18 protein-coding genes and 1 other annotated feature are annotated in these 22033 nt (G+C 38.2%); of the genes, 15 read left to right on the top strand and 3 right to left on the bottom strand.

What is annotated here, in order from left to right; all coding sequences use genetic code 11:
• Window positions 1–220 precede the first annotated feature (220 nt).
• The 15 genes from ppsA to GSM42_RS00330 all read left to right on the top strand — a co-directional run bounded on the left by ppsA (window position 221) and on the right by GSM42_RS00330 (window position 18181).
• Window positions 221–2836: a phosphoenolpyruvate synthase gene (gene ppsA / locus GSM42_RS00260; protein ID WP_160799258.1), complete on the top strand. Its 2616-nt coding sequence runs from the start codon at window positions 221–223 to the stop codon at window positions 2834–2836.
• Between the two features lie 247 nt (window positions 2837–3083).
• Window positions 3084–3530 (top strand): GerW family sporulation protein, encoded by a 447-nt coding sequence (ytfJ, locus tag GSM42_RS00265; protein ID WP_160799655.1) that lies wholly within the window; start codon window positions 3084–3086, stop codon window positions 3528–3530.
• A 1100-nt stretch (window positions 3531–4630) separates the two neighbouring features.
• Window positions 4631–5683: a lactonase family protein gene (locus GSM42_RS00270; protein ID WP_160799259.1), complete on the top strand. Its 1053-nt coding sequence runs from the start codon at window positions 4631–4633 to the stop codon at window positions 5681–5683.
• A gap of 572 nt (window positions 5684–6255) precedes the next feature.
• On the top strand, window positions 6256–6441 hold the full coding sequence (locus tag GSM42_RS00275; RefSeq protein ID WP_160799260.1) for a hypothetical protein: 186 nt from the start codon (window positions 6256–6258) through the stop codon (window positions 6439–6441).
• A gap of 803 nt (window positions 6442–7244) precedes the next feature.
• A complete protein-coding gene (locus GSM42_RS00280) occupies window positions 7245–8372 on the top strand; it encodes a serine hydrolase (RefSeq protein WP_160799261.1) in 1128 nt (375 codons plus the stop codon).
• On the top strand, window positions 8369–8962 hold the full coding sequence (locus tag GSM42_RS00285; RefSeq protein WP_160799262.1) for a nucleoside recognition domain-containing protein: 594 nt from the start codon (window positions 8369–8371) through the stop codon (window positions 8960–8962). Before GSM42_RS00280 ends, GSM42_RS00285 begins: the two co-directional genes overlap by 4 nt.
• A 4-nt stretch (window positions 8963–8966) precedes the next feature.
• The gene (locus GSM42_RS00290) at window positions 8967–9497 is read left to right on the top strand and encodes a spore maturation protein (protein ID WP_160799263.1); all 531 of its coding nucleotides are present in this window, start codon (window positions 8967–8969) and stop codon (window positions 9495–9497) included.
• Window positions 9498–9589: 92 nt separating this feature from the next.
• Window positions 9590–10330 (top strand): pseudouridine synthase, encoded by a 741-nt coding sequence (locus tag GSM42_RS00295; RefSeq protein WP_160799264.1) that lies wholly within the window; start codon window positions 9590–9592, stop codon window positions 10328–10330.
• 90 nt (window positions 10331–10420) lie between these two features.
• Window positions 10421–11989 carry a cytochrome c biogenesis protein ResB gene (resB, locus tag GSM42_RS00300; protein WP_160799265.1) on the top strand — a complete coding sequence of 523 codons (1569 nt, stop codon included), beginning with the start codon at window positions 10421–10423 and terminating at the stop codon, window positions 11987–11989.
• Window positions 11986–13173: a c-type cytochrome biogenesis protein CcsB gene (gene ccsB, locus GSM42_RS00305; RefSeq protein WP_160799266.1), complete on the top strand. Its 1188-nt coding sequence runs from the start codon at window positions 11986–11988 to the stop codon at window positions 13171–13173. Before resB ends, ccsB begins: the two co-directional genes overlap by 4 nt.
• A 43-nt stretch (window positions 13174–13216) precedes the next feature.
• Complete coding sequence (locus GSM42_RS00310) at window positions 13217–13936, top strand: response regulator (RefSeq protein ID WP_160799656.1); 720 nt, start codon at window positions 13217–13219, stop codon at window positions 13934–13936.
• A complete protein-coding gene (locus tag GSM42_RS00315; RefSeq protein WP_160799267.1) occupies window positions 13933–15732 on the top strand; it encodes an ATP-binding protein in 1800 nt (599 codons plus the stop codon). Before GSM42_RS00310 ends, GSM42_RS00315 begins: the two co-directional genes overlap by 4 nt.
• Before the next feature lie 395 nt (window positions 15733–16127).
• Complete coding sequence (locus GSM42_RS00320; protein ID WP_160799268.1) at window positions 16128–16280, top strand: hypothetical protein; 153 nt, start codon at window positions 16128–16130, stop codon at window positions 16278–16280.
• A 548-nt stretch (window positions 16281–16828) separates the two neighbouring features.
• Entirely contained in the window at window positions 16829–17578 is a 750-nt protein-coding gene (locus GSM42_RS00325; RefSeq protein ID WP_160799269.1) for an alpha/beta fold hydrolase, read from the top strand.
• 3 nt (window positions 17579–17581) lie between these two features.
• Window positions 17582–18181, top strand: coding sequence for a TetR/AcrR family transcriptional regulator (locus GSM42_RS00330; protein WP_160799270.1), 600 nt, complete (start codon window positions 17582–17584; stop codon window positions 18179–18181).
• A 100-nt stretch (window positions 18182–18281) separates the two neighbouring features.
• Here the strand turns inward: GSM42_RS00330 and GSM42_RS00335 are convergent, their stop codons facing one another.
• Genes GSM42_RS00335 through GSM42_RS00345 form a run of 3 tightly spaced genes read right to left on the bottom strand, consistent with a single transcriptional unit; the run spans window position 18282 to window position 21732 of the window.
• Window positions 18282–18953: an SDR family NAD(P)-dependent oxidoreductase gene (locus GSM42_RS00335; RefSeq protein ID WP_202404699.1), complete on the bottom strand. Its 672-nt coding sequence runs from the start codon at window positions 18951–18953 to the stop codon at window positions 18282–18284.
• A 48-nt stretch (window positions 18954–19001) separates the two neighbouring features.
• Window positions 19002–20585, bottom strand: a complete 1584-nt coding sequence (gene serA, locus GSM42_RS00340) for a phosphoglycerate dehydrogenase (RefSeq protein WP_160799271.1) — start codon at window positions 20583–20585, stop codon at window positions 19002–19004.
• The gene (locus tag GSM42_RS00345) at window positions 20578–21732 is read right to left on the bottom strand and encodes a pyridoxal-phosphate-dependent aminotransferase family protein (RefSeq protein WP_160799272.1); all 1155 of its coding nucleotides are present in this window, start codon (window positions 21730–21732) and stop codon (window positions 20578–20580) included. The genes serA and GSM42_RS00345 overlap by 8 nt, the downstream gene beginning before the upstream one ends.
• 59 nt (window positions 21733–21791) lie before the next feature.
• Window positions 21792–22015 (bottom strand) — a binding site (T-box leader).
• Window positions 22016–22033: the final 18 nt, after the last annotated feature.

A 22033-nucleotide genomic window follows, 5' to 3' on the forward strand; every position in this document is an offset into this window, starting at 1 on the left:
CCCATTTTAATTATAAAACATAAATAGAATAAGATATAGTCTATTCTTTTTAAAAGCTAGACCTTAAGATAAATACATATCTTTAACAACCTATTGATGTAAGGATACTAATTGGGGTTTTATGCATATTTAGATAAAGGACATGTTTCCCGTAATGAAGCAGGAGTCGCAAAGGTTTAAGTATATCAAAGAAACCAAAATGGTTTAGGGGAGATATAGTATGACTTCTTTGGTTCTCGGTTTCCAAGAAATGAAAAAAACACAGCTTTTACACGTTGGCGGAAAAGGGTTAAATTTAGGGGAACTATCAAAGATTCAAGGAATACAGGTGCCTGATGGATTTTGTGTTACCACGGATGCCTATCAAAAATCTCTCGAACAAAACGAAACGTTTCGCTCATTGTTGGATCAACTAACTCCGCTAAAAGTAGAGGATCGAGATCTAATCAGGGAAATCAGCAAGAAGATTCGACAAGTCATTATGGATGCAAAAATCCCTTCCGATGTTGTAACTGCTGTTGTTCACTATCTCTCTCAATTTGGCGAAGAACATGCTTATGCAGTGCGTTCCAGTGCGACTGCTGAAGATTTACCATATGCCTCTTTCGCTGGTCAACAAGACACTTATTTAAATGTCATTGGAAGAGAGGAAATATTACGACATATCAGTAGGTGTTGGGCTTCCCTATTTACGGATCGCGCAGTAATTTACCGCATCCAAAACGGATTTGATCACCGACAAGTATATCTCTCTGTTGTCATTCAACGAATGGTGTTCCCACAAGCTTCTGGGATTTTATTTACTGCTGATCCGATTACTTCCAATCGAAAGGTCCTGTCGATCGATGCTAGTTTTGGGCTAGGAGAGGCCCTTGTCTCCGGCTTGGTATCTGCCGATTGCTATAAAGTGAAAGAAGAGAAAATCGTTGAAAAGATGATCGCAACAAAAAAATTGGCTATCTATGGAAGAAAAGAAGGCGGAACAGAGACACTACAGATCGATTCGGATCAACAAAATATGCAGACACTTACTGAGGACCAAATTATAGAGCTCGCTCGCATAGGCAGACAGATCGAAGCTTATTTTGGTTGCCCGCAAGATATAGAATGGTGTCTAGTTGATGATATTTTTTATATCGTGCAGAGTCGTCCTATCACCACTTTATACCCTGTACCTGGAACAGATGATCAAGACAATCGTGTTTATGTTTCTATTGGTCATGTGCAGATGATGACAGAACCAATCTTGCCACTCGGCATATCTATCTTTCAATTACATCATAACCAATCCTTGTCACAAGCAGGGGGCAGGCTGTTTATGGATCAAACAGATAATTTGGCATCACCTGTCAACAGAAAAAATTTATTAAATTCCATGGAGCAATCCGATCCGCTCATCAAAGATGCACTCATGACCCTAGTAGATCGTGAAGGTTTTATAAAATCTTTACCCGACGGTAACGAAGTACAGAGTCTCCGAAAAATCAATGAAGGTATGTCTTGGGAATTTCTCGAACAAAACCTCCAAAAAGATCCGACAATCGTGTATGACTTGATTAAGAGTAGTGAAACATCAGTAGAAGAATTAAAACAAAACATCCAAGTGAAATCGGGATTGGACGTATTTGATTGTATTCAAGAAGATTACCAGCAACTAAAGAAAAATTTATTTAATCCACAAATTATGGATACGATTATGATAGGCATCAATGCTTCCACTTGGATCAATAAAAAAATGGAAGAATGGTTAGGTGAAAAAAACGTAGCAGACACGCTGTCTCTATCTGTACCAAACAATATTACTTCGGAAATGGGTCTGGCGTTAATGGATGTGGCTGATGTCATCCGTCCTTTTCCGGAAGTAATTCATTTTTTACAACATGTACAAGATGATAACTTTTTGAATGAACTGGTTAAACTTGATGGTGGACAAGAAACCCAAGATACCATCAATGCTTATCTCAACAAATACGGAATGCGGTGTCCCGGAGAAATCGATATTACGAAAACTCGCTGGAGCGAAAAACCAACGATACTAATCCCTATGATTCTCAGTAACATCAAAAACTTTGAGCCTAATGCTAGTAAACAGAAATTTGAGCAAGGGCGACTGGAAGCTTTGAAAAAAGAACAAGAGTTATTGGATCGACTGCAACAATTACCAGATGGTAAACGAAAAGCCAGTATGACAAAACAAGTGATCAGCTTAATCCGAAATTTCATCGGTTATCGGGAGTATCCAAAATACAGCATGATTAATCGCTACTTTGTTTACAAGCAGGCATTGATGAAAGAAGCGGAACAACTTGTAGACACCAACGTTATTCGAGAAAGAGAAGATGTATATTATCTTTCTTTAGATGAATTCCGTGAAACGGTCCGCACTAAAAAAATAGATTATGAGACCATCAACAAGAGAAAAGACGAGTACAAATTATACGAAAATCTAACTCCACCCCGTGTTATTACATCTGATGGTGAAATCATTGTAGGTAAATTCAAACGAGAAAATCTTCCAGCTGATGCTATCATCGGTTTGCCTGTTTCTACTGGTATTGTCGAAGGAAGGGCACGAGTTATTTTAAACATGGAAGATGCAGATCTAGAAGATGGAGATATTTTAGTCACTTCTTTTACTGATCCTAGCTGGACACCATTGTTTGTATCCATAAAAGGGCTAGTCACGGAAGTTGGGGGGCTAATGACCCATGGAGCAGTTATTGCACGTGAATATGGATTGCCAGCGGTAGTCGGTGTAGAAAATGCAACTAAGTTGATAAAAGACGGGCAACATATTCGAATAAATGGAATAGATGGCTATATCCAGAAACTGTGATTTTAAAATTCCCATTTAATAACAACACCTCTCTAGTGGTTATTAGAGCGTTTTTTTCAACTGTTTATTGCTTCGCTTTCTATCTCTAGGAGTAGAAACCATGTGATGTTGAAGTTAAGCAAACACGAATGACTAGTTTGAATCCGAATATCTTCGGCTTTTTTGGGAGAAGCTATCTTCATATGTAATAGCTCTGAACAATGAAGGAGGATATAAGGTGGCGAACGAGCATCCTATTCAAGGTTTGATGCAGACAGCAATGGAAAACTTAAGGGATATGGTAGATGTAAATACAATTATTGGTGCACCTGTAGAGACACCCGATGGTCAAGTGATTATCCCAGTTAGTAAAGTAGGATTTGGATTTGCAGCAGGAGGAAGTGAATTTTCTGCGGGCACTAAAAAACCCAAGACCAATGGAAATGGAAATGGGAATCATGAATCTGGTAAAGCAGATGCCAAACACTACCCTTTCGGAGGAGGTAGTGGTGGAGGTGTTTCGATTACACCAGTTGCTTTTATCGTCGTAGGTGAACCTGGCATACGTTTGCTCAGCATGGATGGCAATGCACATCTGATCGATCGTATTTTTGATTTAGCTCCAAATATATTTAATAAATTTAGTCCTAAGAAGAAGGCTGAGGTTTCAGGAACTGGTGATACTGCTCCTCAGACACCAATCGACAATCTCTAATGCACACGAAGTAGCCTAAATAAAAAATATCGCATTTATTATTATGGCTACTTCATTTTTTATTGTTACTTTCTTATTGAGGCTATCCAAGTAATATAAATAAGACTCTCTGATCAAACGATCCAAGACAGAGGTTGTTATTTGTGCAGTGTGGAAGGTATCTTTTTACTGGATCTATTTTTATTTATTTTTTTATGTAATACGTATTAGCGACTAGGTAACCTGAAATGATAAAACAGATTTTTATTTATCTGAGAAAATCAGCAAGTAAAAAACGAAACTCAACGTGGGACAGCTCACGTTTTTTTGTTTTGGCAGGGAACGAACGTCTCAATGAAATGAAGTAAATTTTATGAGTGTTAAAAGACATTTCAGTTTTTTTAGCAGTTAGGATGAAAATGTTCACCACGCTATTCATACTAGCGATTTAAAACAGAAATAGATAAAAAAGTGTTTTTCAAGACAAAGGAATAAATAAGATCATGCCATGGAAATAATCGCTAACCCATTGTTGATCATCTTACTTGTAACATCTGTCTCCTTCAATATATTAGGTTCATTGGGATAATTTAATTGGTAGATATATCGCAAACGTATTGAATTCGTGAATCATGAATTGGATTGGTTCTCTGTCAGATTAAATTAGGGCAGCGACGTGATTCTAATTCCCTTTTTAATGGGTGAAGGATTTGCCGCCGTTATTCCAATCGAAGAACAAATGTTGCATCTGATTAGTGGAATAGTTATCATGTATTTCCAACAAAACAGGTTATCAGATTTGTTACTGAAAATGAGCTATAGTTGTTTTTACATATTGGATTGGAAACCGTAGAATGAAAAGGTGAGGGTTTTACCATTCAGGTTCAAGCAGAGGATAGGGAGGCAAAGGGGAGGCTCATCTGATATTTCTTATATAAAAGAAAAGGAATAGATATAACATTTATGCTTGTAATTCCGAATTTTAAAGAGAAGCTAACTGAATTTGTTTCACTAAAGGCTGGTGAAACAAATTGCTCAACTATCTTAAAATAAGTTTTACAAGTTATCACATATGAATGTTATAAAAGATAAATAAGCTGAAAATGAAGGAGCAAACAGTAATGGAAGGTACGAAATTTACAGGTTATGTAGGAACCTATACAAATAGAGAAAGCAAAGGGATTTATTCGTTTGAGCTAGATACAAAAGAGGCAAGTATCAAGAATCTAAAAGTGGTAGCCGAATTAGAAAACCCTACTTATTTGAATATAAGCCCAGATCGTCAATATCTTTATTCTGTGATTAAAGAAGGAGATCAGGGAGGTGTAGCAGCGTTTTCAATGGATAGAGATGGCCAACTTACCTTTATTAACGCAGAACTATCAGCTGGTTCACCGCCTTGCCATGTGAGTGTAGACCAGAAGCAACGCTATGTTTTTAGTACCAATTATCATAAGGGAACAGTAGAATCCTATGTAATTAATCAAAGCAATGGAGCTATTTATCCACCAGCATCTATTATTCATCATAAAGGTTCTGGTCCAGACCCAAGGCAAGAAAAAGCACACACACACTTTGCTGGGATGACACCAGATGGGAAATATTTAATAGTGGTAGAATTAGGAAGTGATCGAGTTTTTACCTATCAGGTTGATGATAGTGGAAACTTAAAAGAAGTGTCACGTTTGGAAGTTCGTGCTGGAAGTGGTCCTAGGCATCTTTCTTTTCATCCTGAAGAACCCTCTATTGCATATTTAATGACAGAATTTAGCTCCGAAGTCATTGTACTATCTTACAATAGCGAAGATGGTAGTTTTACAGAAATTCAGACGATATCCACAATCCCAATAGATTTTGTTGAAAATAACCAAGGCAGTGCAATCCATACTTCCTATGATGGAAAATATGTATATGCAGGGAATCGAGGACATAATAGCATCGCTATTTTTTCAGTTGATGCTGGGACTAAAAAATTGAGTTTTGTAGACTGCATATCAACAGAAGGAGATTGGCCAAGAGATTTTGTATTGGATCCAACGGGTAGATTTCTAATTGCGTCAAACCAAAACTCTAGCAACCTCGTTTTGTTTGCAAGAGATGTGGAAACAGGGAAATTGAACCTGTTACATAAAGATATTGAGGTTCCTAATCCAGTTTGTGTGAAGTTCTCCTGATTCTTTGCTTAGAAAAAGAGAAAAAAGCTAGGACTGATAACATAGTCCAGCTTTTTCTATAAGTTAGGAATAGATTATATATAGAGGCTGTGAATTTAATATTTATATTGCGCGATTTTTTTTGTTTTGATTGCAAGTCAATATACAAATGGGACATCCATTAAAGATACTGCTGCTATGATGGAACCCACTCGGGCAATGGTTTATCGATATATTAATAAATGATTTCAATAATATGAAATTTGAGGGTAATGACACGTTCGTTGGCTACCTCCAGTAAAAAGTTAAGGTTGATTATGGATCATTTGCCCAGTAACTCTTATCTTTCTTAACGTTAGTATCGCTAATGAGATGGATCCATGAACTATATTAAAACAAAAATAGGTATTCTATAGTAATAGAATGGATGTATATATTAAACGTGTATATCGGTAGAATTGTATATGAAAAAGGAATGGATTACTGGTCAGTAGCAGCAGATGAAACATTCACTGTTCAAATTGGTTTATTTTATGCAACAATACCGATTATAATAAATAGGTAAAGTATCCGATTCAATTCTGGGAGATAGAATGTCTTCTAAGGCAAAGAAGGATAAGGCGATCATCGTTGGTACGCTTGTGGCAAGTGCTGTTCCTCCTATGGCGTTAGGTCCAGCCGGAGCAGCTATTAGTGTCTTGGCCATTGGAGCAGCTGGCATGGTCGCTGCATCAAGCCCTGCCGAAAGAAAGGAAGAGGATAAGGATAAGGATAAGTAATAAATTTCTTATCCAAAAGTGACCAGAGCGCATCGATGCTTTGGTCACACTCCTTTTCAATGTTAAACTAGTTTTAAAGAAGGGATAGTTTACATATTATGTAAACTATCTGACGAACTAGAGCAGCAACCCTGTCACTACCCCCTAAAGAAAGAATCGCGTGTTTTTCATTTTGGTAGATTATTTCATTATTAACTTGATGGGTTGGGGCTTCCCTCGCTAATCATATATTTCCTGTGTAAAAATAGACCAATTCAAAATAGATATGGGTCTATTTTCCGTTTAATGGTCAAATTACTGTTTGTCGTTCGAGTGCTGGTCCTAGGCTTAAAAGGGGATAAGTCACGCAAAATAAATAATGAATGGATAAGGAGCTTTCGATGGAAGTTCATAGTGAGCAGTTGATTGCTTTTATGTAATTTCAGGTATATCAAAATTATCCCTTTCATTTATTAGAACTGGTTCCTGTTTATTCTTTAAGGCATTGGTTCTTGTAATTTTAAGGGAATTTCATTCATAAGCAGGGGATAAATTAACGATAAATATCAAGCCAATCATGAAAATTTTAAATTTCATACTTTCACTTTGGTGAAATTAATCAGTTTTATTACAATTATCAATCTATCTGACGTATAAAGGCTAATCTATCTCCAAATGAAAGGAATGAGTAGTCTGTTTTAAAAACAGCAATTTGATTACTTAGCGTTTAAGAACTTTTATCGTCTTCCACTTGTTTTTGGTCTATTCTTTTACCTTGTCCGCATAATCTGGTACAAACCCTATTACTGGGCGAGGTGAAACCAGTGAAACGATGGCACTTTTTTGTCGTGATTTTTGTAATACTGCTTGTTCCTATATATGTGCACGCAACGCCTCCATTGGCGGGTTCTGCACAAGCAGCGATCTTGATGGACCGCGATTCCGGCCGGATTTTATTTGCAAAGAATGCCGATAAAGAAATGAAAATTGCTAGTTTGACCAAAATCATGACTGCACTAGTTGCAATCGAACAATCAAAAATAGATAGCATGGTCACAGTTGGGCCGAATGCAGTAGGAGTAGAAGGTTCTTCTATTTACCTCAAAAAAGGGGAGAAGATCCCCTTAGAGCATTTGCTATATGGACTGATGCTTCGATCCGGCAATGATGCTGCCACAGCAATAGCAGAACATGTAGGCGGGTCTGTTGATGGGTTTGTATATTTAATGAATCAAAAAGCGAGTTTTTTGGGATTAGAACATACGCATTTTATGAATCCACATGGACTGGATCAAGCAGATCATTACTCTTCTGCAAAAGATTTAGCGATATTAACAAGCTATGCATTAAAAAATCCTACTTTTCGGCAAATCGTTAAAACACAGATAAAAACACTGGATTGGCCTAACTTAGACTGGGATCAGAAATTTTATAACAAAAATAAACTTTTAAGCTTGTATCCTTGGGCAGATGGGGTGAAAACGGGATTTACCAAACAAGCGAGAAGAACCCTTGTTACATCAGCAACAAAAGAAGGAAATCAACTGGTTGCAGTGACATTAAATGATGGAAATGACTGGAACGATGCAATCGATATGTACAACTATGGGTTTGCGAATTATCACAAAGAAGTGATATTAAAAAAAGATCAATTATTAGCTTTGATGGGTGTTAAGAAGGATAACAAAGATCTCTATATGATGGTAACGAAACCTTTTGTTTATCCACTGACCAAAGATGAAAAAAGTAAAATAAAGATTCAGACTGTCCAAACCACACCAACTAAATCGATCACAACAAATAATCAAGCAGTAGGAATAGCAAAAATCTACATAAATGATGAATTGATCGGGTCTGTCCCACTCGTTTCTGCATTTCGGGTAAAACCAACTTATTTTCAGAGGCTGGAACAGGTGATATCGTCTGTCGTCACAGAGGTGGTAGCTCGATGATCCATTATATATGGATGTTTTTGCTACTGAGTGGAGTAGTTGCAGCCGCAGCAAAAGGGCAGATTGAATTAGTTACAAGTGCTACTTTAGCTGGAGCAAAGGATGCTATCACTGTATGTTTTGGGTTAATCAGTATTCTCGTGTTTTGGTTAGGGATGATGCAAATCGCCCAGGATGCTGGATTGCTAAAAAAATTAGCAAAATTATTAGGGCCTATTGCAAAATTTTTGTTTCCCAGCGTTCCTGAAAATCATCCAGCAATGGGGTACATTTTATCGAATATGAGTGCCAATCTCTTTGGACTTGGTAGTGCAGCTACACCTATGGGATTAAAAGCAATGGAAGAATTACAAAAGTTGAATCCAGATCCAGACAAACAAACAGCAACACCAGCAATGTGTACCTTACTGGCTTTAAATACATCTGGCTTAACGCTTATCCCGACTACGATTATTGGCCTGCGTTTAAAATATGAATCGCTAAATCCAACAGAAATTATCGGTCCTACCCTCATCGCTACCTTTGTTGCTACTTCAATGGCAGTTATTATTGATCGTTATTACCAACGGAAATACAGAAGAAAGGGATAAGTGTATGTTTGAGATTATTTCCCTTATTTCCAAATGGATGCTACCTGCTCTTGTTGTATTTATTCCTCTCTATGCTATTTTTAAAAAGGTTCCTATTTATGAAAGCTTTGTAGAAGGTGCTAAAGAAGGGTTTCCTACGGCTATCTCCATTATCCCTCATTTGGTAGCGATGATGGTTGCTGTTGCTGTTTTTCGTGATACAGGTGCGATGCAATTTTATTTACACTTTCTATCACCAATAACGAGTTTGTTTCATATTCCAAATGAAGTGATACCAATCGGTTTGCTTCGTCCTATTTCTGGGATAGGTTCATTGGCATTTGTAGAGAGTATCTATCGAGAGTTTGGACCAGATTCTTTTCTAGGTAATTTAGCGTCTACGATTCAAGCAAGCTCCGATACAACACTTTATGTACTCACTGTATATTTTGGGGCTGTAGGAATAAAACGTTCCCTCTATGCCTTAAAAGTAGGACTATGGGCTGATTTTATCGGTTTTGTAGCATCCTTAATCGTCTGTTCTCTTATGTTTTAGTAGATTTAACCAATTTAGATCTTTTTTCTTTGTTAGCGATGAGCTAGCTTTTTTTTTGTGAAAAAAGTAACATAAGGAACGAGGTGAATGAGTTGGAACGTTTACAAAAAGTATTGGCGCAAGCGGGAGTGGCTTCTCGTCGACAGGCAGAAGTACTTATTCAAGAAGGTAAAGTTCAAGTGAATGGAAAAATTGTCACAGAGTTAGGTATAAAAGTGGATCCGGAAAAAGATCGAATATCAGTAAAGGGGAAACCCATTCAAAAAGAAGGAAAACGAACATTTCTGTTTTACAAACCCCTTTATGTCATATCTAGTATGGCTGATCCACAAGGTCGTAAAGTAATTCCTGATTTTTTTCGCCATGTACCAGAGAGAGTATATCCGGTTGGTCGATTGGATTTTGACACAGAAGGATTGTTACTGGTAACCAATGATGGAGAGTTGGCAAACCATTTGCTACATCCTCGTTTTGAAGTAGAAAAACAGTATGTTGCTACCGTAAATGGAGTACCCGATGAAAGTAGTTTGGAACAATTGCGAAATGGTATTTATTTAGAGGACGGTTTAACAGCACCTGCTGAGGTGAGAATGATTCATAAGGGTGACGATGAAGCAAAAATAAAATTGACCATACATGAAGGTCGAAATCGGCAAGTACGACGGATGTGCAAAGAGATCGGTCATCCTGTGAAGCATTTAATCAGAACAAGATTGGCAAATCTAACGGTTAAAGGACTAAGGCGAGGAGAGTACAGAGAAGTAAGTGCAGCAGAAGTAAGACAGTTGAAAAAGTTACTAAGTGGTGAACGTAATCGAAAAAAACAAAAATAAGTTGACGCTACTTGTATAATAGGAATGGATGAAAACAACAATTTCAAGAAAACACTTATTATGCAATTTGGTAGAAACTAGGTGGACAGGATGATTGAAAATACAAAATGTGAATGTGGCCATAATAATCCAATCGGAACTGTCTTATGCGAACACTGTGGAAGGCCGTTGGATGAAACAACAAATAGTAACGATAAACTAGATAAAGAGATGAGATATGAGGGGAAAGCACGGCGATCTTTAACTTATCAAAAATCAATTATTGATCAAGTATGGAATTTCTTTTCTTCCGTTAAGATTGCTATTATCCTTATCATCATTACATTTATCATGTCTGCGATAGGGACAATTTTTCCGCAAGAACAGTTTATCCCATCTTCATCACCTGATACCTATTACGAAGAAACCTATGGAACTCTCGGAAAATGGTTTCATCAGCTCGGGTTGTCAACGATGTACTCCTCTTGGTGGTTTGCTACTTTGTTGTCGATGATTGGGATTTCTTTGGTTATTTGTAGTTTGGACCGTGTTATTCCATTATATCGTGCATTAAAAAACCAAAAAGTAAGTAAAAGCACAGTCTTTATCGAGAGACAACGGATTTCCGTTACTGAAGAAGTCTCTCAGGAAGAGGCTTCTTTCAAAATGGATGAATTAGCAAACAAATTATCAAAAAAACGTTACCATGTTCGAAAGGAAAAAGATGCTCTATTAGCAGAGAAAGGTAGATTCAGTCGGTGGGGTCCGTATATCAATCATATTGGACTCATCATATTTTTAGTAGGAATCTTACTGCGTTATTTACCTGGTTGGAACTTAGATGATTATGTTTGGGTGCAAGAAGGACAGACTGTTCGAGTTCCGCAGACACAATACTATGTGAAAAATGAAGGATCAACAGTAGAGTACTACAAAGAGACTGAAAAAAGTCAAAAGGGACCAATAGTTAGTAAGTATCAAACAAAAGCTGTACTTTATAAAAAAGACAGCAATGGAAAATTAGTTCCCTTGATGAATAAGTCTATTCTTGTCAATGATCCGCTTGATTTTGAAGGCTTAAAATTATATCAATCCGATTTTCGAGCAGGTGATCTAACTGGGATTCAGTTTGCGATTATAGATCGCAAATCAAAGAAAAATCTTGGTGAGTTTTCCGTAGATTTATCAAATATAACCGCAAATCATATTTATCGAGCAGGTGGACTGCGTGTCAAGATTAAAGATTATTTCCCAGATTTTGCGATTGAAAATAATGTTCCTGTGACCAAATCTCAAGATCCAAATCAACCTGCATTTTTATTTGAAACTATCGATGAAGGTAAAGAAAAAGGGGAAAATTCGCTGGTCATTTCAGGAATGGACTTTCCAAATCCAGAGAGTAATAAATACAATATTCAATTAGCGGGATTTGAGACGGTGAATACTGCTGGATTAATGGTTAGAATTGAAAAAAGTTTACCCATTTATTTAATTGGTGGAGTCGTATCCATGCTTGGTTTGGTAATGGGTTTTTATTGGCAACATCGAAGAGTATGGGTGAGAGTGCAAGATGGAAAATTACATATAGGCGCTCATACGAATAAGAACTGGTTTGCAATTCGAAGGGAGTTATCACAGGTTGGCTTCAGCCGCTTAGTGAAGGAGACAGAAGAAAAATGACTGCCATAATGAATAATCTTCTATATGGGACTTTTATCATATATCTTCTAGCAGCAATTGCTTTTGTTGTTGTTGCGACAGATGTGAAAAAACGTTCTAAAATTTGGGGAAACATAGCTATCACATTGAGTATCGCTGGTGTTGTAATCCATATCGCTTTTATGATTTCTAGAATCGTCATTGGCGGTCACTTCCCTACTAGCAATATGTTTGAGTTTATTGCCTTTTTGTGTTTTGCTTTGGTGCTTGCGTTTATTGTCATCTTTGCCATTTATCGAACCTATGTGTTAGGTGCCTTCGTTATGCCTTTTGCGGTAGTGCTGCTAGCATATGCTGCAGTTTTTCCTAGAGATGTGCAGCCACTAATTCCCGCTTTACAGAGTCACTGGTTATATATCCATGTAACGACAGCAGCTTTAGGGCAAGGGGCATTTGCTGTATCATTCGTAGCTGGTTTGATTTATCTGATTTACAAAGTCGGCAATGGCGAAAAGTCGAGTCATGGAAAATACTTAGAAACAACTTTAGTTATCATTGTGATGATGCTTGGTTTTTCGATTGCTTCTCTTTTTTTCCAAGCTATTGGCTATAAGGCGAGTTTTACGCATGAAATAGATGGTAACCAAGTAGTCGAAGAATACCAACTGCCGCCCATTGTTGCTCCACATGAAAGCAAGGCAGTCACAGTTGAATCTTTTCTTGGATTTAAGGATCCTTTATTGGAAGTACCTGCTTGGATGAAAGGGGAAAATGCAGCAAGTAAATTTAATTCTGTAATATGGGGAATTGTGGTAGGATTAGTACTATACGCTATCTACCTATTGATCGTGAGGAAAAATTTGTATCAATTGCTGTATCCGCTAGTAAAAAAATTAGACCCAGAGCTTTTGGACGAGATCAGTTATCGAGGAGTAGCCATTGGTTATCCACTCTTTACCTTAGGAGCACTCATTTTTGCGATGATCTGGGCAAATGAGGCATGGGGGCGACCTTGGGGATGGGATCCAAAGGAAACTTGGGCATTTATTACTTGGATGTTTTATAGCGCTTATTTGCACTTACGATTATCTCGTGGTTGGGTCGGAATGAAATCTTCTTGGCTTGCGGTAGGTGGGTTTGTTATCATTATGTTGAATCTGATTGTTATAAATCTTGTCATTTCTGGTCTGCATTCTTATGCATAGGAGTGGAATGAAGAGTTCGTAAGAGGTGAAATAATTGGCATCGATTGAAGGAAAAGCTTATTCTATCTTAGTCGTAGATGACGAAGATCGCATCCGACGTCTGCTCAGGATGTATTTGGAACGAGAAGGTTATGTAATTGAGGAAGCAGAAGATGGGGAAATTGCAGTACAAAAAGCATCTTCACAGAACTATGATCTTATTTTATTAGATCTTATGTTACCTGGTATGGATGGATTGGAAGTTTGTGCAGAAATTCGGAAACACAAAGCGACACCAATCATTATGCTAACAGCAAGAGGAGAAGAAACAAATCGAGTGGAGGGTTTTGAGGCAGGTACTGATGATTATGTCGTAAAACCTTTCAGCCCTAGAGAATTAGTCCACCGGGTAAAAGCAGTGCTCAGAAGAGCTTCTGCAACCGCATACTTATCTACTAATACCGAAACCCATAATGTAATCGTTTTTCCAGAACTGACGATTGATAATGATGCACATGAAGTGAAGGCTGGAGGAAAATCAATATCGCTGACTCCAAAAGAATATGAGTTATTATACTATTTAGCACAGTCACCAGATAAAGTTTTTACTCGTGAAACTTTGCTTCGTGATGTTTGGAACTACGAGTTTTTTGGTGATTTGCGAACGGTTGATACTCACGTGAAGCGACTTCGTGAAAAATTAAATCGTGCATCCAATCGCGCAGCATCCATGATTACTACAGTTTGGGGTGTAGGTTATAAGCTTGAGGTGCCAAAAGAGTGATTTTACGAAGTGTTGTCGGGAAACTGTGGCTTACGATTATTATTTTGGTTTCACTCGTACTGATTCTTCTCAGTTTGTTTCTTAATCAACAAGTAGAAAAGACATATGTGCAAGACCAACAAATTAGTCTAAGTAAGCTGGCAGATGTCGTACAACGCAAATTGAACAGCTCAGAAGTAGACACAGCTAACTATGTTGCTAATACGATTGCCATCGCCAAACAATTTAATACACATGTCGTAGTAATCGATCAAAAAGGTAAAGTTCTACCGATTCTTTCCACTATCGAAGAGTCTGTTCCAAAAGAATTAGTTCAAAAAGCCAATTTATCACATATACTTGCTGGAAATAAAACGGTTGCAGTAGGTCGTATACCTTCAACGGAATCATACCTTACTAGCCCATTCCAAAAAAATGATGTGTTTCTAGTTGGTGTACCTTATAAAAAAGCAAATAAGATTGTGGGAGCTATTTTGCTCTATCAAACAAAAGATCAACTGAGTGTAGCAGATATAAAACACTGGATTTTTTATTCAGCTTTAATCGGAATCGCTTTAACAACTGTATTTGCTTTCTTTTTATCAACCCGTATTACTCAGCCATTGATACAAATGCAAAAAGCTGCAGAAAAGATGGCTTTAGGTCAATTTTCAACCCGTGTTCGTGTAAGACCGCATGAACGTGATGAGATTGCCGATTTAGCGATAACATTCAATCGGATGGCACGACAATTAGAGGAATCCATCAATTTGTTATCTCATGAGAAGGAGCAACTTACTAGTATTTTACGTAGTATGGTAGATGGTGTATTAACCATTAGTGCATCTGGTAAAGTGATTGTAACAAACCCTCCTGCTGAAAAATTACTTTCCTTATATGAGTTTCCTCATTCTCGATTATTACCACCTCCATTGGAGTCTGCTTTCCGTCAAGTTTTGGAAGAAGAGCAGGAATACCAAGGTGATATAACCGAGCAAGGAAGAACGTGGGCTGTTGTGATGACTCCACTTTATGCAAGAGATCAAGTCAGAGGGGCTGTTGCTGTACTTCGCGATGTAACAGACGAGCGTTTACTAGACAAGTTCCGTAAGGACTTTGTTGCCAATGTATCTCATGAATTGCGAACACCTTTAGCTATGCTACAAGGATATAGTGAAGCGTTGCTTGATGAGATTGCTGAAACTCCAGAAGTAAGACATGAAATTGCTCAAGTAATCAATGATGAATCCCAACGAATGGGGAGATTGGTCAGTCAATTACTTGATTTAGCAAGAATGGAAGCAGGCTATATCGATATTGAGCCTAACTTTATTAATTTACATACTTTTATCCAACGTGTATGCCGAAAATTTGCAAATTTAGCAGAAGAACAAAAAGTAACGTTATCCAGTGATTTACAGGAACCAATACCAGAAGTATTTTGGGATGCTGATAAAGTGGAGCAGATTTTAACCAATCTGATCGGAAATGCGATCCGACACACTCCTGAAAATGGAAATGTTACCGTGGAAGTTTACTGGAGGGACGAAGGCGTTTATTTAGATGTTGTCGATACAGGAACTGGTATACCAGAAGAAGATCTTCCATTTGTATTCGAGAGGTTCTACAAAGCAGACAAAGCCCGAAAACGGAACAATTCTTCTGGGACTGGACTTGGATTGTCAATTGTCAAACATTTAGTTAAAGCACACGATGGAGAGGCTACAGTTAGAAGTAAAGTGGGCGAAGGCACTACGTTCTCTGTAAGACTTCCTGTGGAAGTACAACTAGAGGACGATGAGGAATTAATAGGTTAATAGAGGAGAGGATGTTAGCGTAAGAGCTAACATCTTTTTTTGTTAAATTGAAACTACAATGAAACAAATTTACTTACACTTTGTTCCAAAAGCTTGTCACATGCACCTTCAGTACAAGTAGTTATTCCACCACTGAAGTGGCAAGTTTCGCTATGCATTTCTTGACTGCCCACCAAAACACAAAAGACGCTCCTCTAAGCTTAGCGAGACTTGTGCCTTTGTCTGAGATGTGTAATTACTCTAGGACTATTTATATCTAATTTTGCTCAAGTAGAATTTAAATAACATTTGATTACTGGGAACTGGCTTTTGGTTGAATTGAATTACTAATAATTAATATAAGAGGAGAGGAGTGTTGTAGAAGAGCAACACAATTAAGTAGATTGAGGAATACTATGGCTAAGGTGAGCAAGCTTTCGAAGGACCAGTTTGTCCGTATCAATGAACCGCTCAGTGGCATCATCGCAGAGCTTGAAGGAGTTACGGATCGTAGTGGTCTGGAGCCCCTTCGGGAAAAGATTACGAATCTGAGCATTGAAATTTGCTGAGGTCGTCAAGGCCAATGAAGGTACTCTTCTGAGTCGGGTAGCAAAGGCAAGGAACGAATCTTTTCTGGGTATTTTTAAGGATCCAGTCATTGGAGATAGATTTTGCCGAACTATCTCTGCAAGGCTTGGTGATTCGGTCATGAGTGTCAAGAAGGCTGCCAATATGCTATGCAGAGGAGCTGGGAACTTCGACAAGGAGTACCAGAAGGCTCTAGAAAAGCTCGGCAATGTGAAGCGTGACCTGAGTCGTATTTCCTAGTAATTAGTTGAGTGTTGGGTTCTTCTGACATTCTTAAGTCTGGGCAAATGCATCTAGCGCTTGTCCAGACGCCCATCCTAATATTATTTGTTTTTGATAATAAAAAGCTAGTATCTATTAAGATAAAAGGACGTTAGATCAATTAACATCCTTTTTTTAGTGAATACCAGTTATTGGGATTTTCTTGTAGGTAACTAATTTATCTGATTTACTTAAGAATAATAACACTTTTTATTGACTGACCATTCATTCATTGATAAAATATTAAAAAATATAGAGGAGTGATCGCATGGATTTACATTATAAGATCATGGGTAGCGGGAAACCGATTGTCTTGCATCATACGGGGGGATCAGATAGTAGAGTTTGGAAGTTTCTTGCTCCTCTGTTGGCCAAACACTTTAAAGTGATTATTTTTGATGGTCGTGGTGCTGGGAAGTCACCTTCACCAGTTGAACCTGTCGATTATCTTCAAGATTTACTCCGTCTTTTGGATCATCTTGAGATAGAACAGGCTGCTGTACTAGGACATTCAATGGGGGGACAAATAGTAACCGAATTAGCTTTGCTCCATCCGAATAGAGTAACAGAATTAGTGCTAGTTGCCCCTTCTTTGTCAGGCTATCCTTATTCCACAGAATTAGCCCAATATTTTCAACGGATTCAATCAGCTTCCCCTGATATAGATAAAATGATTGAGATTGCTTTGAATGCTCCTATATATCAAGTTACCATGGCTGGACCACATCGAGACTTGTTGGTTCAAATGATGAGACATCATATTGAAAAAACTTCTGAATGGAAATCTTTTGAACAGATTTGGCCGCAGACTCCGGCAATAGAAAAGTTAGGTGAATTGGAAGTGAAAACTTTATTTATTATCGGTGAGATAGAGTCATCAGATAATAAGCGTGTTGCAAAATGTTTTCAGGAAGTCCCAAACATACGATTTGTTCCTATCGCTAGTGCTGATCATATGGTTATGCTTACTCATGCAAGTGAGATCTATCGTTGTATTACTAGTTTTTTGGAGGAATAAAAAATGCCTCGAACGCAGAAAGAAAATGAACGTATTCGACAAATTGCGATAGAGAATATTCGCAATGCTGCAATGGAGTTATTTATGAAACAGGGATACCATGCTACATCCATTAGTGAAATTGCCAACTATGCAAATATTTCTAAAGGTTTGCTCTACAATTATTTCAAAGGAAAAGAAGAGCTTTTGGCAACAATGGTAGAGGCAAGGATTAGTGAATTGGTGCAAGTGATGAATGCTGCGATCGATTTGGAAATACCTGTCGATCAAATTCGATATATTATAGAAGGGGCAATTAAAAACGTTCAACAAAAACCAGAAGTCTTTCGGTTTTATTTACATCTTCAAACACAGCCTGAATCGGATCAAGTGTTAATAAAGTATAGTAGATTACTAATCGAAGAAAATGCAAAGCAGTTTGAATTACAGTGCGAAATCTTTAAAAATATGGGAGTAAAAGAGCCAATAATGCGGTCATTATACTTTTCATCTACTCTTCAAGGTATCTTGTTAATGATATCCACTTATCCGAATCAGTTTCCGATCGAAGAAGTAAAAACTCAAATAATACAAGAATTTTGTACACCACCTATAAATAAATAGGATATCCGGTGTTAGGTGTTTTGCGGATTTGACAGTACTGTATTTTGTTCGTTTGTGGAAAAGGAAAATGCCAGTATCCTATAAGGATACTGGCATTTTCCTATGGAACTTGGGGGCGCATTACTATTTGTCCATAAATGACTTCTTTCGGTGATGATATAACCATTTGCACCGTTTCAGCAACTTTTTCTGGCGATAGAGCCCAATCTTTGGGAGTGCCGAAGTTGGTTTTGATGGAACCAGGACAGATAGTAGATACTCGAACATGATGAGGTTTTAACTCTTGGGTAAGTGCATCCGATAATGCCATCAGTGCAAATTTGGAAGCGCAGTATCCACCACCATTTGCAAATGCGTTCAAACCTGCTCCGCTTGAGATGTTTACAATATGGCCTTTTGTTTCTTTTAAGTGAGGGATGGCATATTTACAGGTGAGGAACGGGCCTTTGCTATTTACTTCGAGCATCTCATCCCATTGTTCTTCTGTTAAATCCTCTACTGGAGCAAAATGCCCAACACCAGCATTATTTACTAAAATGTCGAGCTGACCCCATTTTGATATGGCCTGGTTAACGACATCTTCTACTTGATCTCGTTTTGTGATATCACATGCGACAGGTAAAATTTGATCAGGTGCATTTCTCGTAAGTTGATGTAAATATTCTTTATTCCGCGCAGTAGCAACAACTTGATACCCAGCTTGAACAAATTGTTTTACAATTTCATATCCTACGCCTCGACTTGCCCCAGTTACAATAGCTGTTTTACTCACGATATCCCTCCAAATCACAGTCGTTTCCTAGCTATTATAACTTATTTTTTAAAGCTCAATTACCTGAACTCCATTTACAACCCCGCATTCACGCAGATTCGCAAGGGCAGCATCGTCAATGCCTTTATCGATTCCCAATAACATGATTGCTTGTCCGCCAATGGTTTCACGACCTACTTGCATAGTTGCTATATTCACTTTGTCATTTCCAAGAATCGTTCCCACTTTCCCTACCACACCAGGTTGATCTTGGTGAGTGATGTGGAGGATATGTCCTTCAGGTACTACATCCACTGAGTATCCATTTACTTTGGTAATTCTTGCACCAAATCCATTGAGCAAGGTCCCGGAAACAGATGTATTTCCTCTGCTAGTTGTAATATCAACTGTGATTAATTGGGTAAATCCATGGCTTACCGAAGCTTTTTGTTCCAATACTTCAATGCCGCGATTTTTGGCAACATGTGGAGCATTTACTTGATTGATACCGTCAAGATGTTGAGACAATACTCCGCTGAGTAATGCTCGTGTTAGGGCGGAAACCTCTAAATCAGCTACTTCTCCACCATATGAAATTACCATTCGTTGAACAGCACCAGTCGCCAGTTGGGAAGAAAACTTCCCTAGTTTTTCTACTAATGGTAAATATGGTCCTATTTTCTTTTGTAGCTCCGCAGAAAGTGAAGGGAGATTCACTGCATTTTTAAAAGGTTCGTCTTTCAAAACGTGCAATACTTCTTCCGCAACATCAATAGCTACATTCTCCTGTGCCTCTACAGTAGAAGCTCCAAGATGAGGAGTAACGATTACTTGTGGCAAGACGAAAAGTGGGTGATCAGGAGCTGGTGGTTCTTGTTCAAATACATCCAAAGCTGCCCCCGCAACTTTTCCAGATTGAATCGCTCCTACAAGTGCATGTTCATCAATGATACCACCACGTGCACAGTTCAATATTCGGACGCCATCTTTCATCTGATGAAACACGTCACTATTAATCAAATGACGAGTTTGTTTTGTTAGAGGAGTATGAACAGAAATAAAATCACCTGCCCGTATGGCATCTTCAAAAGAAGCTTTTTGTACTCCTAATTCTTCGGCGCGATCTAGGGTTAGATAGGGGTCAAAAGCAACGATATTCATCCGAAAAGCTTTTGCTTTTTGAGCCAATTCTGCACCAATACGTCCCAAACCAATAATACTCAGCGTTTTACCATTGAGCTCCACACCTACATACTCTTTTCGTTTCCATTCTCCATTAACAGTAGAACGGTAGGCTTGTGGGATGTTGCGAGAAAGAGAGATCAGCATTGCAAAAGTATGTTCAGCTGTAGAAATTGTATTTCCATCTGGGGCATTCATCACAATGATGCCTCGTTTGGTAGCAGCCTCAATATCGATGTTATCAACACCTACACCAGCTCTGCCAATTACTCTTAATTTATGTGCTTTCTCTAATACTTCTGCAGTTACTTGAGTTTGACTTCGAACTAGCAAAGCATCAGCATCTTCTATTTCTATTAATAATTCATTGAGTGTCAGTCCTGTTTTTTTTACCACTTTCACTTCGGGTGCTTCTACCAGTGTAGATAAACCTAAATCGCTAATATTGTCTGTTACTAATACTTTATACATATTGAGATAAAACCTCCTCAGCAGCTTGAACCGCAGTACCTAATCTTAGTTCGACATTTTGTTTTTTTAAAGAAATTTCGATAGCAGATAGAACGGGGAGAATATCAAATGGATCACAGTAACCCATGTGTCCGATTCGGAAAATTTTCCCTTTTAGATGTTGTTGACCTCCAGCGATTACAATCCCCATTTTTTTGAGGTCACTACGCAGTATTTCACTATCCCATCCGTCTGCTCCATAAACAGAAGTTACAGTTGGAGAAGCATCTTCTTCACTTGTCATCAAAGGTAGAGAAAGTGCAGAAATTGCAGCTCTTGTTAAATTTTTCATTCCTTCATGACGATGAAATACTTCAGTCATTCCTTCTGCTTCTAATAATTCCAGTGCAGCATCAAGACCGAAAATAAGGGATACAGCAGGAGTGAAAGGAGTTGTCCCTTTTGATAGGTTTTCACGATATCGTTTCAAATCCAAATAAAATTTTGGATTGTTATTTTTCTCGATGATACTCCAAGCTTTTGGACTAACTGCTGCAAAAGCAAGTCCGGCTGGAATCATAAATGCTTTTTGAGAACCAGCAACCGTGATATCTACATTCCAGGCATCCATTTCAAATGGAACTGCTCCAAGTGAACTAACAGCATCTACAATAACTAATGCATCAGAATGTTTTTTTACAAGAGGACTGAGTATATTTATAGGGTTTAGTACCCCTGTTGATGTTTCACATTGGGTGAAAAAGACAGCTTTTAGATTGGGGTGTTGTTGTAATCTAGATGTTAAATCCTCTGGATCAGGTGTTTTTCCCCATTCAACGTCTAGCCGTCTGACAACAGCTCCATATTCGGTCAATATTTTTGCAAATCGATCTCCGAAAACTCCAGTAACGACGACGAGTACTTCTTCACCAGGTTGAATAGTGTTTACAACTGCTGCTTCTAAAACAGAAGTACCGCTTCCTGTAAATAGAAGAGGATTTTCTGTTGTTCCGAAAAAAGGTTTGAGGCGTTCACTTACACTCTTGATTAAAGTGCTTGCTTCATTACTGCGATGTCCGATCATCGGTTGGCTCATCGCAGCCTGTACAGATGGTGGGATAGGTGTTGGTCCTGGGATACGAAGATTGATTTTGTTAGTGATGAACATAAGAAAAATTCCTCCTTAAAATAAAAAAACCCGTTCCACTCACCTACAAAAATAAGTAGATGAGGGACGAGAGGCTCGCGGTGCCACCCTCAATTGCTGCTTGCTCACGCAAAACAACCTTGATAAGTCGGTCGACTTAGAGATAACGGTTCTACCGTATCTGCCTACTAAAAAGTTCAGCAAATCGCTCCAGAGTGCTCCATCAGGTCAGAAATACCGATTTGCACCAACCATCGGCTCTCTAAAATTCCTGTTCCTCATTTGATTCTTTCATCGCTTGTGTTATGAAGTTGTGCTTACT

It is taken from the genome of Shimazuella alba (assembly GCF_009831235.1).
GTDB classification, from domain to species: domain Bacteria; phylum Bacillota; class Bacilli; order Thermoactinomycetales; family Thermoactinomycetaceae; genus Shimazuella; species Shimazuella alba.

Coding starts and splice junctions, on each gene's coding strand:
- ppsA (WP_160799258.1), top strand. CDS start 221: ATGACTTCTTTGGTTCTCGGTTTCCAAGAAATGAAAAAAACACAGCTT.
- ytfJ (WP_160799655.1), top strand. CDS start 3,084: ATGCAGACAGCAATGGAAAACTTAAGGGATATGGTAGATGTAAATACA.
- GSM42_RS00270 (WP_160799259.1), top strand. CDS start 4,631: ATGGAAGGTACGAAATTTACAGGTTATGTAGGAACCTATACAAATAGA.
- GSM42_RS00275 (WP_160799260.1), top strand. CDS start 6,256: ATGTCTTCTAAGGCAAAGAAGGATAAGGCGATCATCGTTGGTACGCTT.
- GSM42_RS00285 (WP_160799262.1), top strand. CDS start 8,369: ATGATCCATTATATATGGATGTTTTTGCTACTGAGTGGAGTAGTTGCA.
- GSM42_RS00290 (WP_160799263.1), top strand. CDS start 8,967: ATGTTTGAGATTATTTCCCTTATTTCCAAATGGATGCTACCTGCTCTT.
- resB (WP_160799265.1), top strand. CDS start 10,421: ATGATTGAAAATACAAAATGTGAATGTGGCCATAATAATCCAATCGGA.
- ccsB (WP_160799266.1), top strand. CDS start 11,986: ATGACTGCCATAATGAATAATCTTCTATATGGGACTTTTATCATATAT.
- GSM42_RS00320 (WP_160799268.1), top strand. CDS start 16,128: ATGGCTAAGGTGAGCAAGCTTTCGAAGGACCAGTTTGTCCGTATCAAT.
- GSM42_RS00325 (WP_160799269.1), top strand. CDS start 16,829: ATGGATTTACATTATAAGATCATGGGTAGCGGGAAACCGATTGTCTTG.
- GSM42_RS00330 (WP_160799270.1), top strand. CDS start 17,582: ATGCCTCGAACGCAGAAAGAAAATGAACGTATTCGACAAATTGCGATA.
- serA (WP_160799271.1), bottom strand. CDS start 20,585: ATGTATAAAGTATTAGTAACAGACAATATTAGCGATTTAGGTTTATCT.
- GSM42_RS00345 (WP_160799272.1), bottom strand. CDS start 21,732: ATGTTCATCACTAACAAAATCAATCTTCGTATCCCAGGACCAACACCT.